This is a genomic window from Embleya sp. NPDC005575 (assembly GCF_040605455.1).
Taxonomy (GTDB): domain Bacteria; phylum Actinomycetota; class Actinomycetes; order Streptomycetales; family Streptomycetaceae; genus Embleya.
Window position 1 is genome coordinate 44,126 of the sequence record NZ_JBEXCV010000024.1, and the last position, 19,482, is coordinate 63,607.

Consider the following 19,482-nt stretch of genomic DNA (forward strand, 5'->3'; position numbering starts at 1 on the left):
AGGAGTCGGATTCATGTCAGGCGCCCCCGAATTCACCATCGAGGTCAACCAGAACCCCTACCTCCCGATGGGAGGTCACGAGGTGCACGCCGTCGCGCACATCCGGGCATCCGGAGTGCCGACCGGTGTACGCGGCAGCGCCCGCGGCGCCGAGGTGATCATGGTCGACAGCTCGGGTTCGATGGACTTCCCGTCCACCAAGCTCAAAGCCGCCAAGCAGGCCACCAAGGCCGCGATCGACACGCTGCGCGACGGCACGCTGTTCGCGGTGGTCTCCGGTACCGGCATGGCGTCGATGGTGTACCCGTTCGAGGAGGGCCTGGTCGCCGCCGACGAGCGCACCCGCAAGGAGGCCAAGCGCGAGGTGGACAAGCTCCGCGCGCGCGGCGGCACCGCGATGGGGCAGTGGCTGCTGATGGCCCGCCGCCTTCTGGAGCCGCACTCGGACGCGATCCGGCACGCGATCCTGCTCACCGACGGCAAGAACGAGAGCGAGCGCGAGCAGGACCTGGCCGAGGCGATCGCCTACTGCGAGGGCGTGTTCGTCTGCGACTGTCGGGGCATCGGCCTGGACTGGCGGGTGGACGAGGTGCGCAAGATCTCCACGGCGTTGCTCGGTGACATCGGCTTGGTAAGCGAACCGGCGGACCTGGTCGCCGACTTCACCAAGATGATGGAGAACGCGATGGGCAAGGCGGTGGCCGACGTGGCGCTGCGGGTGCGCACGATCAGCAACGCCCGGGTGAAGTACGTCAAGCAGACCTACCCGGTGATCGACGACCTGACCGCGCGGCGGACCGAGGTCGGGCCCAACGTCGGGGACTACCCGACCGGTTCGTGGGGCGGCGAGAGCAAGCACTACCACGTGTGCCTGGAGGTCGAGCCGGACGAGGTCAACCCGGGTGGCAAGCGCCGGCCGTGTCAGATCTCGGTGGTGCTCCCGGACGGCTCCGGCGGCCTGGAGTTGGCCAAGGCCGGCGTGTTCGCGCAGTGGACCGACGACGAGGAACTCTCCACCCGGATCAACCCGGAGGTGGCTCAGGTCACCGGCCGGGCGAAGCTGGCCGAGGCCGTCCAGGAGGGCCTGGAGCTCCGCCGGGGCGGGGACGAGATCGCCGCGACCGCACGGCTGGTCCAAGCCCTGCAACTGGCCAACGAGGCGGGCGACGAGCACACCGCGCGTCTGCTCGGCCGCGTGGTGGAGATCGAGGCGGACGGGACCAGCAGGTTGCGCAACAACGAGGAGGACCTGATGGTCATCGACATCGAGTCGCACAAGACGGCCCGGGTGGGCCCGCCGCGCGAGGGCTAGGTCCCGTCCGGGGCTGCGCGCGGCCCCGGTTCGGCGCACGCCTGGAGTTGGGTACGGGAAGAGGAAGGAGGTCCGCTCATGCTGATCTGTCCGGTCGGTCATCCGTCCACCGCCGCGGACTACTGCGACGAGTGTGGGCGCACGATGCCCGTTGCGGGGGATTCGCCCTACGACCCCGAGGGGCCCCCTCCCGGGGAGGCGCCGCCGAATCTCGGCGTGCTGACGTGTCGGTTCTGCGCGACCGAGTACACCCCGGAGGACCAGTTCTGCGAGGGCTGCGGGCACGAGAACCCGCAGGGGCAGTCGGGGGAGACGGAGGAGCCGCCGGTAGAGCTGCCGCCGGTGAAGCCGCCGCCCACGGAGGAGCCGGGCACGTCGTCGGTCGGCACGGTGTGGACGGCGCGTGTGGTGTCCGACCACGACTACTTCCTGCGGGTGCTCGAATGGGACGGCCCGGACGCGCACAGCATGCGCTTCCCGCACGAGCAGGAGCCGTGGACGCTGCAATTGACCGGCGAGTCGATGCGCATCGGCCGGCGCAACCCCAGCCCGAGTTCGGCCCCGCCGGAGATCCCGCTCGATGATCCGGGCGTCTCCCGTCGGCATGCGATGCTGCTGCGCTGCGGGGACGGCACGTGGGAGGTGATGGACCTGGGCTCGGCCAACGGGACCACCATCAACGCGGGTTACGACCGCGTCCGCCGCGACCCGGTGCACCTCAAGGATGGTGACCGGGTGCACGTGGGGGCCTGGACGACGTTGGAGATCCGACGCGTGGACGTGTGAGGCCGACCCCCGTTCCGACGGGCGCCGGTCGGGCCGACGGCCCAACCGGCGCCGGGGGGTCAGCCGACGGTGGCCACGCCCGGGGCCAGGGCGGCCAGAATCGGGCCCGGGTCGGCGGCGGCCTCGGCGGCGGTCAGCCGCGCGGTGACGCGTCCGGTGGACAGCACCGTCAGATGGTCTGCGATGCCTTGGACGAAGCCCAGTTGAGGGGCGGCGATCAGGATGGTCAGGCCCTCGTCGGCGAGGGTGGTGATCAGTGTGCGGATCTGCTCGGCGATCACCGGGGACAACCCCTCGGTCGGCTCGTCCAGCAGAACCAACCGCGGACCACCGAGCAGGGCCCGGGCGATCGCGAGCATCTGTTGTTCGCCGCCGGACAGTTGTGAACCCCGGTTGCCGGCCCGCTCGCCCAGTCGGGGCAGCAGTTCCAACACCCGCGCGGGAGTCCACGCGGCCTGCTTGCGATGGGCCAGTTTGAGGTGTTCGGCCACGGTCAGGCTCGCGAACACGCGACGGCCCTGCGGTACCAGGCCGATGCCCGCGAGCGAGACCCGGTGCGCGGGGCGGCCGGTGAGGTCGGTGCCGGCCAGCTCGACCCGTCCGGCGGAGGGCTTGAGCAGTCCCGCGACGGCGTGGATGAGGGTGGACTTGCCCGCTCCGTTGGCGCCCAGGAGCGCGTGCACCGTGCCCTCGGGGATGCTCAGGTCGACGCCGTGCAGCACCGAGCCGCCCTGGTAACCCGCCGTCAGTTCGCCGATCTCCAGCACGATTCAGCCCACTTCCTGGTGCTCGGGCTCGGACGCGCCCAGATACGTGTCGCGTACCACCTGGTTCACCGCGATCTCGTCCGGTGTGCCGGTGGCCAGCAGTTGCCCGGACGCCAACACCGTGACGGTGTCGGTGACCTCGCGCACCAACGCGAAGTTGTGCTCGACCAGCACCATGGTCACCTCGGTCGGCAACGCCTTGAGCACGGCGGCCAGGCGCTCGATGTCGGTATCGGTCAGACCGGCGGCCGGCTCGTCCAGCAGCAGCAGCTTCGGGTGCCCGGCGAGGGCCATCGCGATGTCGAGCAACCGCCGCGACCCGTGGGAGAGTTCGCCGGCGACCTCGTCGGCGCGGTCGGTCAGCCCGACCGTCTCCAGATGCGTCGCGGCCTCGCCTGCCAGGGCCCGGTAGCGAACCGGCCGCCAGGCCGTGCCGGTGACCTCGGAGTGCCGCCAAGCGGCCAGGGCCACGTTGTCCAGGACGGAGAGCGAGGGCACCACCGCGGGTTGTTGGAACGCGCGCGCGATGCCGATCCGGGAGCGGCGCGCGGGGGCCAGCCGGGTGATGTCGCGGCCGGCGAACACGATGGTGCCCGAGGTCACCGGGATCGCACCCGCGATCATGCCGAGCACGGTCGACTTGCCCGCGCCGTTGGGGCCGAGCAGCGCGTGTCGGGCGCCCTGGCGCACGGTCAGGTCCAGCCCGTCCACCGCCGCCAGCGCGCCGTACCGCCGGGTCAGGCCGGTGATGGTGAGCAGCGCGTCCGGATCGGCCTCGGCAGCCGGATCCGACGCGGCCTGCGCCGTCTTCTCCGCCTTCTCCGCCTTCTCCGCCTTCTCTGTCTCTGTCTCTGTCTCGGTCTCTGTCTCTGTCTCTGTCTCTGTCTTGTCGATCCTATCCGTCTTGTCCGGATTCTCCGCCGGCCGAGTGGCCCGTCCCAGAGCCCGCCACGCGGCCCGTGGACCGCCCGCCGTCAGGCCGACCAGGCCGCCCGGCAGCGTGTACACCGCGATCAGGAACAGCACGCCGAGCAGCAGCGGACCGTGCCCCGGCCAGGGCCCGGAGAGCCAGTCCCGGGTGAAGACGATCAGCCCCGCGCCGATCATCGCGCCGACCAGCGACGCGCCACCGCCGATGACCACCGCGAGCAACACCAGCGAGGAGGTGTCGAAGCCGATATGCGAGGGCGAGATGTAGCGCTGCACCGCGATCAGCAGCGCGCCCGCGACGCCGGCGAGCGCGCCGACGCCGATGTAGGTGATGGAGAGGTAACGGGTCACCGGGTGGCCGGTCGCGCGCATCCGGGTCTCGTTCTCGCGCGCACCGTCCAGCAACAGCGCGGCCGGCGAGCGCAGCACCAACGCGGTGAGCCCGATCACGATGAGCGTGGTGATCAGCACATACCAGTAGGTGTCCACGTCGTCGACGAGGTCGCCCATGCCCCAGAACGGCTGAATCGCCGGCACACCCGACTTGCCGTCGGTACCGCCGGTGACCGACTTCCACTTCTCCGCCGCGGTGCGCACCAGTTCGCCGACGGCCAGGGTGATCATCAGCACCGTGACGCCGCGCGTACGCACCACGATCGGCGCGGTGAGCGCGTTGAACAGGGCGCCCGCGGCGGCCGCGACCAGGGTGTGCACGACGCCGATCCGCATGCCGTGTTCGGCCAGGATCGCCGCCGTGTAGCCGCCCACCGCGTACGGCGCGACCTGGCCGAGCGAGGGCAGTCCGGCGCCGCCGCCGAGCACCGCGACGCTGGCCGCGAGCACGCCCAGGGACAACGCCTGGGACAGCAGGATGAGGGTGAACAAACCGACCAGGTACGGCGCTGCGAACAACCACACGATCGCGGCGACGGCCAGGACTCGGCCCACCAGGCGCGCACGCGGCGAGTGCAGCGCGCTACGTGCGCGCAGGGCGAGGGTGGTCATACTCGGCTCCCCGTCTGGCCGAAGCGCGCGGTGCGCGCGATCAGCATCACGGCCATCGTGGCGAACAGCAGGTACGGCGCGAGGTCGGGCAACAGCGTGACGCCGAGCGTCTGCACCTCGCCGACCAGGATCGCGGCGAGCAGTGCGCCGCCGACCGAGCCCAGCCCGCCGATCACCACGACCAGCAGGGACTGCAGCAGCACTGTGTTGGCCACCGACGTGGACGGGCCGATGATCGGCGCACCCAGGCCGCCCGCGAGGCCGGCCAGGGCGCCCGCGGCGACCAGCACGCCGGTGCGCACCCGGGCCGGCGAGATGCCGCCGGCCGCGAGCATCTCGGGGTCGTCCACCGACGCGCGCACGGCCGCGCCGATTCGGGTGCGGGCCAGCACGTACCAGCCGCCGACCCCGAGCGTGATCGCGACCACGATGAACGCGAGCCGGTAGCCCGGGTAGTTGTGGCCCAGGATCGACACCGGCTTCTCCAGTGCGCCGGGCACCGACACCTGGGGGTCGTCCTTGCCGAACGTGGTGGTCAGCAGGTCACTGCCGACCAGCGCGACGCCGAACGTCAGCATCGCCTGCGCCATATGCCCTCTGCCGGCGATCGGCGCGGTCAGCGCCGCGAGCACCCCGCCGCCGGCCGCGCCCGCCCCGATGCCCGCGAGCACCGCCAGCGCCAGGCCCACCCAGGAGCCGTCGGCGACCGCGGCCGCGGTGTAGGCGGCGAACGCGTAGAGCGTGCCGTGCGCGAGGTTGAGGACTCCGCCCGAGCCGAAGGCCAGAGTCAGGCCCGCGGCCACGACGAACAGGAGCAGCCCGTAGGCCACACCGTCCACGGCCGGGATGAAATTGTCGTCGAACCAGCCCACGGCACGCTCCCTTTCGCTCCGAAGCCGCCGCTAGCCGAGCGTGCCGAGTTCGCGGACCATGACGTTGCTCAGCGCGGTGCCGTCCTGCTTGACCTCACGCAGGTACCACTTCTGCACCGGCGCGTGCGTGCTCGGGTTGAACTCCCAGGAACCGCGCGGACTGTCGACCTTGCCGGTCTTGGCGATCGCGGCGTTGACCGTCTCCGGGGTGACCTTGTCACCCGCGGCGGCGATCGCCTTGTCCAGCACGGCGGCCGCGTCGTACATGGTTGCCGACATCATCGTCGGCAGCGCGTTGTACTTGCCCTGGTAGGCCGCGACGAACGAGCGGTTGGCCGGGATGTCCAGGGTGGGCGTGTAGTTGAGCGAGGTGAACACGCCCTTGGCCGCATCGCCCTCGGCCCCGAGTACCGCGCCCTCGGTCAGGAAGCCCGCCGCGTACAGCGGGATGTCCTTGACGTCGGACTGCTTGTACTGCTTGACGAAGTTCACCGCGGCGGTGCCCGCGTAGAACGTGTAGACCGCCTTGGCGCCCGAGTTCTTGATCTCGGTGAAGTACGGCTGGAAGTTGGTGGTGGCCGGGAACGGCGTCCACTTGGTCTTGCCGTCCGGGTTCGCCAGCTTGCCGCCGAGCTTGTCGAACGTCTCGGTGAAGCCGCGGAGCTGGTCGAAACCACCCTGGTACTCCGGGCCGATCGCGTAGACCGTGCCGGCCACGTTCTCCTTGATGTACGGCGCCGCCGCCACACCCGGCTCCTCGGAGAGGTAGCTGGTGTGCCAGACGTAGTCCGGCTTGTCGATCTTGCCGGGGCGACCGACGGCGCCGATCATCGGCACCTTGTTGTCGTTCACGACCTGCACGTTGGCGGCCACCGTGGCCGCGTTGGTCAGACCCACCACGGCGGTGACCTTGTCCTGCTTGATCAGCTTGGTGACCGAGGGCACCGAGGTCTGCGGGCCGTCGCCCTCGTCGGTGATCACGAGCTCGATCTTGTGCCCGCCCAGTTTGCCGCCGTGCTGGTCCAGGTAGGTCTGGAAGCCGTTCTGCAGGTCCGGACCGAGCGCGGAGTAGACACCGGTCAGCGGGATCGTCAGGCCGATCTTGATCGTGCCGGAGGACGATCCGCCCTTCTTGTCGTCCGCCGCGCTGCCGCTGCACGCGGCGGTGAACGCGAGCGCGCCGGCGAGCAGGCCGGCGGAGGTGACACGGAACGAGCGTCGGGATATGGGACTTGCCGGGGTCATGACGTGCTCCAGGGTTTGGACGGGTACAGCGTCGAGCGGTCGAGTGGGGCCGCGTCGGGAGGGACGCGAGACTGCGTCGGTCAGCCCAACGCGCCGCGCTGTACGTGCAGGAAGCGCTCGCGGGCGGCGGGGGTCAGAGCCGGGCCGACCTGGTTGATCAGCTCGGCCATCTCGAACGAGACCTGGCCGATATCGCACTCGCGCGAGGCCAGTACCAACAGCGAGGCGCCGTCGCTGACCTGCATGGAGAACATGAACGCGCCGTTCATCTCGGTCAGGTTGCTCGCCACCGGGTCGGTGCCGAACAGACGCGCGGCGCCCGCCAGCAGGCTGACCAGACCGGAGGCGACCGCGCCGAGCTGGTCGGCGCGGTCCTGCGGCAGCGTGCTGGTGTTGGCCACCACGAGACCGTCCGCGGAGACCGCGACGGCGTGCAGTACCTCGGGCACCCGGGTGGCGAAATCGTTGAGCAGCCAGCTGAGATCGGCTGCGGTGGGGTGGGTCACGATCTCTCCTTGTGATCCGGTTCGCCGCCGCCGGGGCGGGGCGAGGGGGCGCGGCGGGCCCGGCTGTGCCCGATGCCCTGCGCGAAGGCGGACATGGCCGCGGACACCTGGCGGGCGTCGCGACGGTCCGGCGTGGTGTTCGCCCGGGCGGGTGTCCCGGTCGTGCCGACCAACGGCGCGGCGGGTGCGGCGGGGCTGCCCGGGTGCACGCTGGGCGTGTCCCGGCGAACCCGCAGCGGCAGGCCCGTGTTCGTGGTGCGGCTGGGCAGTGCCGAATCCTGGCTCGCACCCGTGGGCGCCTGCGGCTGCTCCGGGCGCTCGGCGGGTTCGGCCGAGCCCATCGGGGCGAGTGCGGGCGGGGTCGGGGCGGCGGGCGCGGGAGGGCGCTCGCCGGTGAAGCGCAGTCCCGAGGGCGCGGGCTCGCGCGGTCCGGGGGCGCCCGCGTCGCTGACCGGTTGGGGTCGGGTCGGCGTGAAAACGTTCGCCACCGGCTCGAACGGGCCCGGGTCCGGATGGCCACCGGCCCGTACTCCCACGTCCAGCGCCCGGCCGGCGGCCGGCTGGGGAGCGATTTCGGGCTTGGGCACACCGCGGTGCCGGCCGGGGCGATCGCGGAAGACCACGATGTCCTCGGGCAGGCCCACCTCGGCCACCGTGCCGCCCTGCGGTCCCGGGCTCAGGGTGATCGTGATGCCGTAGCGCGTGGCCAGGTGGCCGGCCACGGTCAGACCCATCGCGCGCACCGCGTGCACGTCCAACTGGGCGGGCGAGGCGAGGCGTTCGTTGAACGCGGCCAGCCGCTCCGGGGTGATGCCCACGCCGGAGTCGGTCACGGTGAGCACGGCGCCGTCGCCGCGTCGGTTCGCCTGGAGTACCACCCAGGTCTCCGGGCGGCTGAACTTGGTCGCGTTGTCCAACAGTTCGGCGAGCAGGTGTGCGACGTCGTCGCGGGCCCGACCGGCGATCAGGATGCGCGGGTCCACCGCGCCCGGGTCCACCCGGGTGAACCGTTCGATGCGGCCGATCGCCGCGCGTGCGACGTCCAGGAGCAGCGCGTCCTCGCGCACGCGCGCGGTGCCCTCGCCGCCGAGCACCAGCAGACTGGTGTTGTTGCGGCCCATCCGCTGGACCAGGTGGTCGAGCGAGTACAGCCGCTTGAGGCGGTCCGGGTCGTGCTCGTGCGCCTCGGCCTCGTCGAGGACCTTGACCAGGCCGTCGGTGAGCCGTTGGTTGCGGCGCGCGAGGGCGACCAGCACGGTGGCGATACCGGCGCGCAGGACCGCCTGTTCGGCGGCGATCCGGACGGCGGCGGTGAAGACGGTGTTGAACGCCGAGCCCACCTCGGCGATCTCGTCCTTGCCGCGTACCTCGATGGGGGTGCCCGCGCGTTCGGCGATCTCGTCGGCGGTCGCGCCGTCGAGGGAGCGGCCCTGCTGGAGCTTGGCCACCGCGTCCGGCAAGCCGGTGTAGGCCACCTCGTGTGCGGTGTCGCGCAGGCGCAGCAGTTCGCGGGTCATCGGTCGACCCAGGCGCAGCACCAGGAGTACCGCGGCGGCCAGCGCGAGCAGCACCGCGGCGGCCTGCCCGATCGCCCACCAGCGGCGGTCGTCGCGTTCGTCGCTGACCGAGGAGAGCACCGCCGCGTCCACGCGTCGTTCGACGTCGCTGATCCGGGCGATCCGGTCCGCGGTCGCCTTGGTCCACACGTCCTGACTGATCAGGATGGGTGTGTCCACCTTGGCTCGGGAGACGGCGTCCTCGAGCTGGTGCACGGCCAGGATCTCCGGGCCGGTCTGGGCGAGTTCCAGCCAGCCCAGCCAGTCCGCGTCGGCGAGCGACTCGAAGGACGTCTCGCTCTCGTCGTAGCCGGTCCGGGTGGCCAGGATGTCCTGCTGTTGGGACGGCGAGATCCGGCTGGACGCCAAGGCGCGCAGGACCGCCGTCTGTTGTTGTCCCAGCCACTCCGTGGCGTGCGACAGAGCGGCGGCGGCGCGCAGGCGGTCCGAGTTGTCCGCGCCCGCGCCACCGGCCTGGGCCACGCTGTCGCGGTAGTCGAGCGCGTCCGCGATCAGGATGCGGTAGCGGAAGACGACGGCGGTCAGCGAGGTGCCCTTGGGCGCCTGGACCTGTTCGCGCAGCGCGGTCAGGTCGGTCAGACCCGCGTCCAGCCTGCGCAGTCGTTCCTTGGTGTTGCCGGGGATCGAGCCCAGGTCCTTGCGCAGCTTGCGGTAGCGCGTGGCGCTCTCGTCCGTCGCGGCGGTGCGCTGGTGGTACGTGACCAGCGCGCCGCTGCCGGCCTCCGGCCACAGCACCGCGGCGGCGGCGGCGCGTTCGCTCTGCAGGCGGTGCGCGAGTTCACCGGCCTCGGCGGAGACCTGGGTCAGCGAGCGTAGGCGGTTCGCGTCGAGGGCCTCGCCGGTCGTGGTGGATACGGCGAGGCCGGCGGAACCCACCATCACGGTGAGCGGCACGGCGACGAGCAGGACGAGTTTCCGAGTGATGTTCAGGTCGTCCACCACCAGGTCGTAGCCGGGGTGGAACGAGGCAGGGATACGGAGTCGAGTATTCCGCTTGTCAAGTACGTCATTTTCCCGATGATTCGCACTTTCCGGTCTTGCGCTTTCGGTGACGCGGATCGCGTCCTATTCCGTGCACGACGGGCAGAGCCTAGCGGCATTCGCACGTGTGCTCGCAGTGCCTGGTGGGTAATGGGCCGGGAGCCCCGCATACGCCCCCGAATGTTGACAAGCGTAAGTTAACCCTGCGAAGGAATAACGATAGCGGGGCATCGCCGTACACACGGTGATATCACGGCATTTGGCCCCGGCGTCGCCAGTCGGGCCCTTATATCCGTATTTCACCCCCACCTTCCGATGCCCGTTTGCCAACCATTCGTTGGGATATACCGGATCGTTGCCTTCCGCTTATCGGTGTGTCGACCAACCGAATCGTCGTCGAGGACTGCCTAGACTGGACCGAGCCCGATCCAGGCGGACCGATTTGGGAGAGTCACATGTTGCGGCGACGCGCCCTGGCTTTTTTCCTCACCGTGCCGATCGCCGCCGTGGGGGCGGCCGTGTGGATCACCGACGCAGCCTCCTCCTCCGGCGGCACGCCGAAGGCCGACCCGAGCGGAGCCGGGGACCCCGGCCGGCCCGCCGCCGGCAGCGCCGAGGCCCGGGAACTGCCAAGCGGACCGCTTGAGGCCGACGCGCGTGGGCTCGTGCCGATCCCGGTCGAGGCGTTCGGCGGCCGGGGCCGACCGTGGATACCGGCCCGGGACACCCGGGTGCGGGCCGCGACCGAGGCCGCGCGGTCGGTCGCCGAACTCGTCGCCGCCGAACTGCGGGCCGCCACCGGCCTGCCGCTGCCCGTGGTGGTCGAGGCACACGCCGGCGCCGGCGCCGACATCGCGCTGACCCTGGACCCCGACCCCGCGGGCCGACCCGACGGCGACGAGGCGTACGAACTGGTCGTCACCGAGCGTGGCGCCACGATCCGGGCGGGTGCGCCGGTCGGCCTCTATCGGGGTGCCCAGACGCTGCGCCAACTGGTACCGGCCAAGCCGCCGTTCGAGCTGCGCGCGGCCGTGGTCCGGGACGCGCCCCGGTATCCGTACCGGGGCATCATGATCGACCTGGCCCGGCACTTCTATCCGCCCGCCGAGATGCGCCGGCTGATCGACCACCTCGCCGCCTACAAGTTCAACCACCTGCATCTGCACCTGACCGACGACCAGGGATGGCGGATCGCCATCGAGGGTCGGCCCAGGCTCACCGAAATCGGCGCGGCCACCCAGGTGGGCGGCGGGCCGGGAGGGTTCTGGACGGCGGCCGACTACCGCGCGGTGATCGACTACGCGAGCGCGCGCTTCATCACCGTGGTGCCCGAGGTCGACATGCCCGGGCACACCAACGCGGCGATCGTCGCCTACCCGGAACTGGCCTGCGACGGCAAACAGCACACCCCTTATACCGGCACCCAGGTCGGCTTCTCATCGCTGTGCATCGACGGCGAGGCCACCTACACGTTCCTGGACGAGGTGCTCGGCCGGCTCGCGGAACTCACCCCCGGGCCCTACCTGCATATCGGCGGCGACGAGGCGCACACCCTCAAGCCCGCGCAGTATCGGGCCTTCATGGCCCGCGCCCAGCCGCTCGTGGCCAAACACGGCAAACAGACCATGGCCTGGCACCAACTCGCCTCCGGCGACCCGGCGCCCGGCGCGATCCTGGAGTACTGGGGCGCGTCCAAACAGGACGCGGCCGAGGTCGCGGCCGCCGCGCGGGCCGGGCACAAGGTGGTGATGGCCCCGGCCGACCACGCCTACCTGGACATGAAGTACAGCGGCGGCGAGCGGCTCGGGGTGACCTGGGCCGGCACCGTCGACGTGCGGAAGTCCTACGAGTGGGAACCCTCGACGCACCTGCCCGGACTGCCCGCCGAGGCGGTGCTCGGAGTCGAGGGCGCGCTGTGGGGCGAGACGATCAAAAGCGTCGCGGACGCCGAGTATCTGCTCTTTCCGCGGATCGCTTCGGTCGCCGAGGCCGCCTGGTCCCGCCCGGAACGGCGCGACTGGGCGGACTTTCGGACCAGGGCCGCGGCGCACGAGGCGCGCTGGGACGCACAGGGCATCAACCACGCGCACAAGCTGACGTGACGCGGGGGCCGCGGCAGCGGCCGGGCACGTACGGGCCGCGTGCTCGGGTGGCCCGATGGGCCGAGGGCGAGGCCGCCGCGAGTGGTGCTCGGCGTGCGCCGGGTTGCCCTCGGAAACCGGACAGGCCGAGTGCGCGGGCTCAGCGGCGGACCGCGCCCGCGGTCAGGGCGACGATCGCGACCAGTACCGCCGGGATGGCCAACGCCGTGGTCAAGCTGGTGTGGTGGGCGATGAAGCCGATCACCGGCGGGCCGGCGAGCAGCCCGATGTAGGCGATGCCGGTCACCCGCGAGATGGCCCACGCGGCGGGCACCCCCGGGGTGTTGCCGGCCGCGCTGAACGTCACCGGGGCGACCGGGGCCACCCCGACGCCGAACAGCGTGAATCCGAGCACCGACACCGCCGGCCACGGCGTGGCCAGCGCGAGCGCCATGCCCAGTGCCCCGATCAGCGCGCCGATCCGCAACACCCGTACCGGACCGAACCGTTCCACCACCCGATCGCCCGCGAACCGGCCGGCCGCCATCGCCACCGACATGCCCGCGAAGCCCAGCCCGGCGACGCCCGCGGAACTGTCCAGCGTCTCGCGCAGATGTACCCCGCTCCAGTCGGCGACCGCGCCCTCGCCGACGAACGAACACAGCCCGATCAGGGCGAGCAGGACCACCGCGCGATAGCCGGCGAGCAGCCGGACCAGCCCGCCCGTGGTCGGCACGGTCGACTCGGCGGCCTCGTCCGGCTGCGCCGGCGGGCGCACGTGTGGATCGTCCGCGACGCCCAGTAGCGCGCGCGAACTCGCCCAGACCGCGATCGCGAGCACGAGCGCCATCACCGACAGATGCACCCTGGGCGTGATCCCCAGGGCCGCCGCGCCGGAGCCGACCAGCGCGCCGAACAGCCCGCCGAGGCTGTAGCCGCCGTGCAGGCCGTTCATGATCGGCCGGCGCAACTGCTGCTCGATCGCGACACCCTGTGCGTTCGCCGTGACATCGGTGAACCCCATCAGCGCGCCCAGGACCAGCAGACCGACCGCCAGCGAGGGCAGGTTCCAGGCGAACGCGGGCAGGAACAGTGCCAGACACCCGCCGATCACCGACACCCGCGCGACTCGCTTGCTGCCCCAGCGCCCGGCGGCGGTGCCCGCGAGCTGAACCGCCACCAACGCGCCCACCGGCGAGCCGAGCAGGGCCAGCCCCAACTGCGCGTCGTCGAGTTCCAGATCCTGCTTGAACTGCGGGATCCGGGCCAGGAAGTCAGCCACCGCGGCGCTGAACGCGAAGAACACCGACAGCGTGGCCCAGCGCGCCTGTTGCAGGCGCTCGACGGACAACTGCCCGGTCGTTCCCCCCGGGGCGCTCACACCGCGCAGGAACCGTCGGCGCACGCGTCGCCGTCGTCCGCCGCCTGCCCGGCCGCAGCCGACTCGTCGCTTTGCTCCCGTACCTGCTCCAGGACCTGGAGGAACGTGGACGCCTCCTGGGCGCCCTGCACCGCCCACTTGCCCTCGAACACGAACGTCGGTACGGCGGTGACACCCATCTCCTGCGCCTCGGCGATCTCGCGCCGGACCTCGTCGGTGCCCTCGTCGGAGTCGAGGAAGGCGACCACGCGGTCGCGGTCCAGGCCGGCCTCGACCGCGAACTCGGTCAATCGGGCGTGGTCGGCGACGTTCTCGCCCTCGGCGAAGTACGCCGCGAGCAGCCGATCCTTGAGCGCGGCCTGGGCCGCCGGGCCGAACTCGGTCAGCGCGAGCCACAACACCCGGTGTGCGGTCAGCGTGTTCACCGACAGGGCCCGGGTGAAGTCGAACGCGATGCCCTCGGCGGTGCCCACGTCGGCGAGCCGCGCGTTCATCCCGTCGAGGTTGGCCGCGCCGAACTTCTCGGCGAGCCGCTCACGCAGCGGCGACGGCTCCGTGGGCGTGCTCGGGTCCAGCTGGTAGGGACGGTACGTGACCCGGATGTCCTCGGCGCCCGGGAACGTCGCGAGCGCGCGCTCGAAGCGGCGTTTCCCGACGTAGCACCATGGACACGCGATATCGCTGTAGATCTCGACCTTCACTTGCTCTCCGGCTTCCTTGCTCGGTGGTCGCGGGCACTCGGCGCACAGCGGCGACGGCGCCCCGGGACACGGGGATCCACAGAACGGACGTACCGATGGTCACGGCGGCGGACGTACCGACAAGGGAACATACGTGCAGCCGCCAAACATTCCCCAACCGACCGTATCCCCCGGGTGGGCCCGGGCGTAGCCTGACCGCTGCCCTCGTGCGTCACCCCCAAAGCACGCCGTGTCAGCGCGGCGTCAGCTCTCGAAGGAGCCCTCGTGGACCAGATAACCCAGTACAAGCGCGCCGTCGACGCCTTCCGCCCGCTGCTTGCCGAGGTCGACGACGCCAAGCTCGGACTCGCGTGTCCGTGTGACGAATGGGACGTACGGGGTCTGCTCGACCACGCCACCGGTGCCCAGCGCGGCCTCGCGGCGGCCCTGACCGGGCCGACCGAGCCGGTCTCCGAAGACCCCCGGGAGGACTTCGAGGCGGTGGTCGAGACGATGCTGGCGACCTTCACACCGGAGCGGATCGCCGCGTCGATCAAGACCCCGTTCGGCGATCGGACCGGCGGCTTCCTGCTCGCCCTGGCCACCGGCGACATCTTCGTGCACGCGTGGGACCTGGCCCGGGCGCTGGGCAAGCCGACCGACCTGGACCCCGAGCTCGCCGAGACGCTCCTGGAGCGCATGCGCAGTACCCTCCCGGACGCCGCGCGCGGCGAGGGCCGCGCGTTCGGCAAGGAACAGCCGGTCGCCGAGGACGCGTCGGCCGCGGATCGGCTTGCCGCGTTCACCGGTCGCGCGGTGAACTGAGCCTCGATCGACCCGCCGGGCACCGGACATCCCGGACAAGCCCTACCGGACGCGGCAACTGACGGCTCGTCAGGCTGCGCGCCGGGTGGTCGGCGGTGTATGCACGTCAACGCACACCCCCAGTCGATCGGGAGTATCGATGAGCACGTCGCAGCACGAGCACGGCCGGATGGATCCGCCTCGCGTCCAGGAGGTGGCCGACGGAGCGTACGCGTACATCCAGCCGGACGGCACCTGGTGGATCAACAACACCGGCTTCCTGGTCGGTCCGGAGGGCGTCGTCGCGATCGACGGTTGCGCCACCGAGGCCCGGACCCGGATGTTCCAGGAGACCATCGCCAAGCACACCGACGCCCCGGTGCGCACCCTGATCAACACGCACCACCACGGCGACCACACGAACGGGAACTACCTGTTCGAGTCGGCCACCATCGTGGCGCACGAGAACACCCGGGCCGAGATCCTCAAACTCGGCATCATGGAGGTCGAGCAGATCTGGCCGGGCGTCGGCTGGGGCGGTCTGCGCGCGGTGCCGCCGTTCCTGACCTTCACCGACAGCGTCACCGTGTACGCGGGCGAACTGCGGGCACAGGTACGGCACTTCGGTCCGGCGCACACCTCGAACGACTCGGTGGTGTGGCTGGAGGAGCAGGGCGTCCTGTACACGGGCGACCTGATCTTCAACGGCGGCACGCCGTTCCTGCTGATGGGTTCGCCCGCCGGCTACCTCGAAGTGCTGGAGCGCATCAAGGAGTTGGGTGCGACCACGCTGGTCCCCGGGCACGGTGAGGTGTGTGGCCCCGAGCAGATCGACTACGCGATCGGGTACACGAACTTCCTCCTGGAGACCGCCCGCAAGGGCCTGGAAGCGGGCCTGGACCCGCTGAGCGTGGCGCGCGAGACGGACCTGGGCGAGTACGCGGCGCTGTCCGACTCGGAGCGGATCGTCGGCAACCTGCACCGGGCGTACGCGGAGCTGAACGGGGCGGAGCGGGCCGCGTCGATAGACATCTACGGTGCGCTCGGTGACATGGTCGCGTTCAACGATGGCAAGCCGCTTTCCTGCTACGCGTGACGGTTTGGCTGACCTCATGCGCCGGTCGGGCTGGGTTGGCCTCAAGCGCCGGCCGGGCTGCTTGGCCTCAAGCGCCGGCCGGGCTGGGTGGCCTCAAGCGCCGGCCGGGCTGATTTGGCCTCAGTGTCGGCCGGGCTGAGTGGCTCAAGTGCCGGTCGGGCTGGGGGATGGCCCGGGCGGCGCTTTTTCTGGCCTCCGGTGGGTGGAAGGAGGGGGTGGGGTCGACCATTCGGGGGACGGTGGGCCGCGGTCCGGCCGGCGCCGATGTGATCATTTAGCGACACCGACGCACGTCGCCGGTCCTCGGCACGCACGGAACAAGGAGCAACAATCGTGAAGTTTGCGACCTTCGACCTGAATGGCTCGATCCACTCCGGGGTGGTGTCGAGCGGTGGCGACACCGTGCATCCGCTGCCGGCGGGCGAATCGTTGGCGGCCCTGATCGAGCGCGGCGGCGAGGCGCTGCGCGCGGCGGGCGAACAGGCCCGGTCGCAGCCCTCGGTCGCCCTCGCCGACGTGCGGTTGCTGCCGCCGCTACAGCCGCCCACCGTGCGTGACTTCGTGGCGTTCGAGGAGCATGTCGAGGGCGTCGCGATCACCGTGCAGGGACCGGATGCGACGGTGGTGCCCGAGTGGTACGAGCTGCCCACCTTCTACTTCACCAACCCCTACGCGATCATCGGCCCCGACGACGTGGTGCCGATGCCGCCGGGGTCGAGCGTGCTCGACTTCGAGTTGGAGGTCGGCATCGTGATCGGCCGCGCGGGCAAGGACCTGACGGTCGAGCAGGCGGCGGAACACATCATCGGCTACACCATCTTCAACGACTGGTCGGCGCGCGACCTCCAGGCCCGCGAGATGCGGGTCGGCCTGGGCCCGTGCAAGGGCAAGGACACCGCGACCACGCTCGGCCCGTGGCTGGTGACCGCCGACGAGTTCGAGGCGTACCGGGACGCGGACGGCTTCCTGGATATCGCGCTGCGTGCGTCGGTCAACGGTGTCGAGATCGGCCGGGACTCGCTGGTCAACATGGGCTGGCCGCCCGCCGAACTGGTCGCCTACGCCTCGCGCGGCACCTGGATCCGACCCGGCGACGTACTGGGCACCGGCACCTGTGGCAATGGCGGTTGCCTCGGCGAACTGTGGGGCCTGGGGCGCGAGTTGCCGCCGCTGAAGCCCGGGGACACGGTGGCGCTCACGGTCGAGGGGATCGGTACGTTGACCAACACGGTGGTCGAGGGCGCCGCCCCGCAGCCGATCCCGGCCGCGCGCAAGCGCCCGCGCACCCGCCGGGACGCCTTCGACGCGTGAGGCGATAGGCGAGCACGGCCGGCACCCGTCGATACCCCGCGTCGTCGGGCGCCGGGCCGAGCCTCGCGAAGACGTCGCGGAGGTCCTGGATGGTCCTGTCGCTTGTCGTCGGCGTGCTCGTGAACGTGCTGCTCACGGTGTGACGGCCGGCACGGGTGAGGTGTCGTCTCCCTGGGGTTTCCCGAGGGAATCCACCGCGCCGCCCACACCACCAGCGCCAGGCTCCGAAGGCCGCACCCAGCAGGCACACCGCCGGCCGGCCGGCCGCCGCGTACAGGGTGGTGGAGGCGATCGCTCCGCCGGCGCTGCCGACCGGCGCCACGGCCGCCCGCCGCCCTGCCCGTTCACCCCTCCGGTGCCGACACCAGCCCGAGGCACGTCAGCAGATCGAAGAACAGATGCTGCACGAACGGGTCCCGCTTCAGACCGAGCAACTCCAGGATCGGTTCGGGGCGTACGCGGTATCCGGCCGCCGCGGCCCACCGCACGGCCGCCTCGGCGACGCGCGGCCGATCCTCCTCCAGCCACGCCGCGGCCTCGTCCCGGTAACGGGCGAAGTCGCCCTGCTGCCTGGCCCTGTTCCACCGGTCCCCGGCCAACTGCGTGGCGGCGCTGCCCGGATCGAGCCACCCCTCCCAGAAGTCCGTGCCGCTCAACCCCTGGACGTGCGCGACATCGCTCTCGAATACCCCGCAGACCAACACGGGCGAGCCGGTCCGGGCGGCCAGGTCGGTCAGCCAGGGCCCCTGGAAGGCGTACGGATCCTCGAAGTGGCGCACGTGCACCGCACGCCAGCCGTCCGCGTAGGACCACTCGCCGTAGACCGGGTGCCCGTTTCCACCGACGTGGGGTGCCAGGTCCGGCAACGGCGTCCGTGCGCGTAATACGACGATGTCCCCGTTGAATCCCATGGCCCACCCCTTCGGTCGCGATGTCCGTTGGGGTTCAACGTAGATACCGCGTCCGACAACCGACCGGGTGTCAGGTCCGCGCGTCGAGGACCTGCTCCACGGCACTCGTACCGCTGCCCTCCCGGGACTCCCACTCCCACGTCTCCTCCAGCCGGATCCGACCGTCCGGCAGCACCACGACGGCACTCACACAGTGCCCGGACGCGGTGGCGCCGGATTCGTTGAGCTGCGTGTAGCGAAAGTCCAGGGTGTCCCCGTTCCGGGTGCCGATCAGGTGGCCGCGCACGATGTCGCCGCCGCTGTACTCGGCCCAGACCACGTTGTCGGCCTCGTGGTACGTGAAGAACGTGGACGCGTCCACTTCTCCGTGCTCGGGACGATCGAGCGGGGCGAAACCGAGTCCGTCCAGGGACGGTGCGGGCATGGGGTCCTCCTGGGCTGGTGGGGGAGGCGTACGCGCTGCGCGACGCGGAGGTATCCGGACGCGCGGGCACTTGGACACCTCGACGCGAGCAGCGTAGACGTGGGCCGCCTCGATCGGCGCTGCGGGCGTGGTCGGCGGTCGTGCCCGCGCCGGGTCTATGCGTCGGGCAGGCCCTGCCAGCGCCACTTGCCGACCCGGCGCGGGTGGCCCGTGAGTTCGGTACGGCCCGTGCACCACAGCAGGGCGGGCCACGGGGCGAAACCGGTGGGGGCGTCGGGGAACATCCGGGCCAGCACCCGGGCGCAGATCTGCGGATCGGGCTCGTAGGCCAGGTCGAGGCCGGCCGCCAGATCGTGCATGTGGACCATGACCTCGATCATGCCCATTCCCGCGAAGCCGTCCGGGTCGGAGATCCCGTACGGGTGGAACGCGCGGGCCGAGTCGGGTCGCGCGGCAACCACGGTCGCGAGCATCGTGCCGCCGGCGCGGACGGCGTGCAACATCGTGCTCGGCGTCGCGTCGTCGTCGGCGTGGATGTCCACCGGGACGTAGTCATCCATCCGGCCGGACGCGACCTGGCCGGCATACGCGTACAGGTCACCGACCACGTGCACCAGCGTGTACCAACAGTCCCACTCCAGTCCGCCCGCCGGGCGCGACCAGTCCCGCTCACCCTCGGTGGCCTCGGTCAATACCGCGACGGCGTGCGCGACCGTCGATTCCACATCCTGTGCTGCCTCTGTTCCCATCCGGCGATTTATACCGGGTGCGGGTGCGGGGCGCATGTGCATTTGCGTCAGGATGGGGGTTCTG

Annotated in this window: 17 protein-coding genes; 6 read left to right on the forward strand and 11 right to left on the reverse strand. The window is 71.3% G+C overall.

All coding sequences use genetic code 11. The features are described from left to right. Window positions 1–13 precede the first annotated feature (13 nt). Together ABZS54_RS11255 and ABZS54_RS11260 are read left to right on the forward strand one after the other, a co-directional pair. A complete protein-coding gene (locus ABZS54_RS11255) occupies window positions 14–1,312 on the forward strand; it encodes a VWA domain-containing protein (protein ID WP_355533532.1) in 1,299 nt (432 codons plus the stop codon). A gap of 78 nt (window positions 1,313–1,390) precedes the next feature. Continuing rightward, a complete protein-coding gene (locus ABZS54_RS11260) occupies window positions 1,391–2,098 on the forward strand; it encodes an FHA domain-containing protein (RefSeq protein WP_355533534.1) in 708 nt (235 codons plus the stop codon). A 59-nt stretch (window positions 2,099–2,157) separates the two neighbouring features. Here the strand turns inward: ABZS54_RS11260 and ABZS54_RS11265 are convergent, their stop codons facing one another. From ABZS54_RS11265 to ABZS54_RS11290, 6 genes are all read right to left on the reverse strand, one after another. Further along, window positions 2,158–2,865, reverse strand: a complete 708-nt coding sequence (locus tag ABZS54_RS11265; protein WP_355533535.1) for an ABC transporter ATP-binding protein — start codon at window positions 2,863–2,865, stop codon at window positions 2,158–2,160. Window positions 2,866–2,868: 3 nt separating this feature from the next. Then, window positions 2,869–4,800 carry a branched-chain amino acid ABC transporter ATP-binding protein/permease gene (locus ABZS54_RS11270; protein ID WP_355533537.1) on the reverse strand — a complete coding sequence of 644 codons (1,932 nt, stop codon included), beginning with the start codon at window positions 4,798–4,800 and terminating at the stop codon, window positions 2,869–2,871. After that, a complete protein-coding gene (locus ABZS54_RS11275) occupies window positions 4,797–5,672 on the reverse strand; it encodes a branched-chain amino acid ABC transporter permease (RefSeq protein ID WP_355533539.1) in 876 nt (291 codons plus the stop codon). Before ABZS54_RS11275 ends, ABZS54_RS11270 begins: the two co-directional genes overlap by 4 nt. Window positions 5,673–5,702: 30 nt before the next feature. Beyond that, a complete protein-coding gene (locus ABZS54_RS11280; protein WP_355533541.1) occupies window positions 5,703–6,917 on the reverse strand; it encodes an ABC transporter substrate-binding protein in 1,215 nt (404 codons plus the stop codon). 80 nt (window positions 6,918–6,997) lie between these two features. Further along, the gene (locus ABZS54_RS11285) at window positions 6,998–7,423 is read right to left on the reverse strand and encodes a roadblock/LC7 domain-containing protein (RefSeq protein ID WP_020555367.1); all 426 of its coding nucleotides are present in this window, start codon (window positions 7,421–7,423) and stop codon (window positions 6,998–7,000) included. Beyond that, entirely contained in the window at window positions 7,420–9,939 is a 2,520-nt protein-coding gene (locus ABZS54_RS11290; protein ID WP_355533543.1) for a nitrate- and nitrite sensing domain-containing protein, read from the reverse strand. Before ABZS54_RS11290 ends, ABZS54_RS11285 begins: the two co-directional genes overlap by 4 nt. Window positions 9,940–10,436: 497 nt before the next feature. Between ABZS54_RS11290 and ABZS54_RS11295 the strand changes: the two genes are divergently transcribed. Continuing rightward, window positions 10,437–12,083, forward strand: coding sequence for a family 20 glycosylhydrolase (locus ABZS54_RS11295; protein WP_355533545.1), 1,647 nt, complete (start codon window positions 10,437–10,439; stop codon window positions 12,081–12,083). Between the two features lie 139 nt (window positions 12,084–12,222). On the opposite strand, the gene ABZS54_RS11300 is transcribed toward ABZS54_RS11295, so the two are convergent. Then, the gene (locus ABZS54_RS11300; protein WP_355533547.1) at window positions 12,223–13,443 is read right to left on the reverse strand and encodes an MFS transporter; all 1,221 of its coding nucleotides are present in this window, start codon (window positions 13,441–13,443) and stop codon (window positions 12,223–12,225) included. Beyond that, the gene (locus tag ABZS54_RS11305) at window positions 13,440–14,144 is read right to left on the reverse strand and encodes a DsbA family oxidoreductase (RefSeq protein ID WP_355533549.1); all 705 of its coding nucleotides are present in this window, start codon (window positions 14,142–14,144) and stop codon (window positions 13,440–13,442) included. Before ABZS54_RS11305 ends, ABZS54_RS11300 begins: the two co-directional genes overlap by 4 nt. Window positions 14,145–14,408: 264 nt before the next feature. Between ABZS54_RS11305 and ABZS54_RS11310 the strand changes: the two genes are divergently transcribed. The 3 genes from ABZS54_RS11310 to ABZS54_RS11320 all read left to right on the forward strand — a co-directional run bounded on the left by ABZS54_RS11310 (window position 14,409) and on the right by ABZS54_RS11320 (window position 17,334). Continuing rightward, window positions 14,409–14,948, forward strand: a complete 540-nt coding sequence (locus ABZS54_RS11310; RefSeq protein WP_355533551.1) for a TIGR03086 family metal-binding protein — start codon at window positions 14,409–14,411, stop codon at window positions 14,946–14,948. Between the two features lie 139 nt (window positions 14,949–15,087). After that, window positions 15,088–16,023, forward strand: coding sequence for an MBL fold metallo-hydrolase (locus tag ABZS54_RS11315; protein ID WP_355533553.1), 936 nt, complete (start codon window positions 15,088–15,090; stop codon window positions 16,021–16,023). Between the two features lie 333 nt (window positions 16,024–16,356). Further along, window positions 16,357–17,334: a fumarylacetoacetate hydrolase family protein gene (locus tag ABZS54_RS11320; protein WP_355533555.1), complete on the forward strand. Its 978-nt coding sequence runs from the start codon at window positions 16,357–16,359 to the stop codon at window positions 17,332–17,334. 344 nt (window positions 17,335–17,678) lie between these two features. Here ABZS54_RS11320 and ABZS54_RS11325 read toward each other — a convergent pair whose 3' ends face one another. From ABZS54_RS11325 to ABZS54_RS11335, 3 genes are all read right to left on the reverse strand, one after another. Then, the gene (locus ABZS54_RS11325; protein ID WP_355533557.1) at window positions 17,679–18,245 is read right to left on the reverse strand and encodes a hypothetical protein; all 567 of its coding nucleotides are present in this window, start codon (window positions 18,243–18,245) and stop codon (window positions 17,679–17,681) included. Between the two features lie 70 nt (window positions 18,246–18,315). After that, window positions 18,316–18,669, reverse strand: coding sequence for a hypothetical protein (locus tag ABZS54_RS11330; RefSeq protein WP_355533559.1), 354 nt, complete (start codon window positions 18,667–18,669; stop codon window positions 18,316–18,318). Window positions 18,670–18,824: 155 nt separating this feature from the next. Next, on the reverse strand, window positions 18,825–19,418 hold the full coding sequence (locus ABZS54_RS11335) for a hypothetical protein (protein WP_355533561.1): 594 nt from the start codon (window positions 19,416–19,418) through the stop codon (window positions 18,825–18,827). Between the last annotated feature and the right edge of the window lie 64 nt (window positions 19,419–19,482).

Coding starts and splice junctions, on each gene's coding strand:
- ABZS54_RS11270 (WP_355533537.1), bottom strand. CDS start 4,800: ATGACCACCCTCGCCCTGCGCGCACGTAGCGCGCTGCACTCGCCGCGT.
- ABZS54_RS11330 (WP_355533559.1), bottom strand. CDS start 18,669: ATGCCCGCACCGTCCCTGGACGGACTCGGTTTCGCCCCGCTCGATCGT.
- ABZS54_RS11315 (WP_355533553.1), top strand. CDS start 15,088: ATGAGCACGTCGCAGCACGAGCACGGCCGGATGGATCCGCCTCGCGTC.
- ABZS54_RS11280 (WP_355533541.1), bottom strand. CDS start 6,917: ATGACCCCGGCAAGTCCCATATCCCGACGCTCGTTCCGTGTCACCTCC.
- ABZS54_RS11295 (WP_355533545.1), top strand. CDS start 10,437: ATGTTGCGGCGACGCGCCCTGGCTTTTTTCCTCACCGTGCCGATCGCC.
- ABZS54_RS11255 (WP_355533532.1), top strand. CDS start 14: ATGTCAGGCGCCCCCGAATTCACCATCGAGGTCAACCAGAACCCCTAC.
- ABZS54_RS11325 (WP_355533557.1), bottom strand. CDS start 18,245: ATGGGATTCAACGGGGACATCGTCGTATTACGCGCACGGACGCCGTTG.
- ABZS54_RS11260 (WP_355533534.1), top strand. CDS start 1,391: ATGCTGATCTGTCCGGTCGGTCATCCGTCCACCGCCGCGGACTACTGC.
- ABZS54_RS11335 (WP_355533561.1), bottom strand. CDS start 19,418: ATGGGAACAGAGGCAGCACAGGATGTGGAATCGACGGTCGCGCACGCC.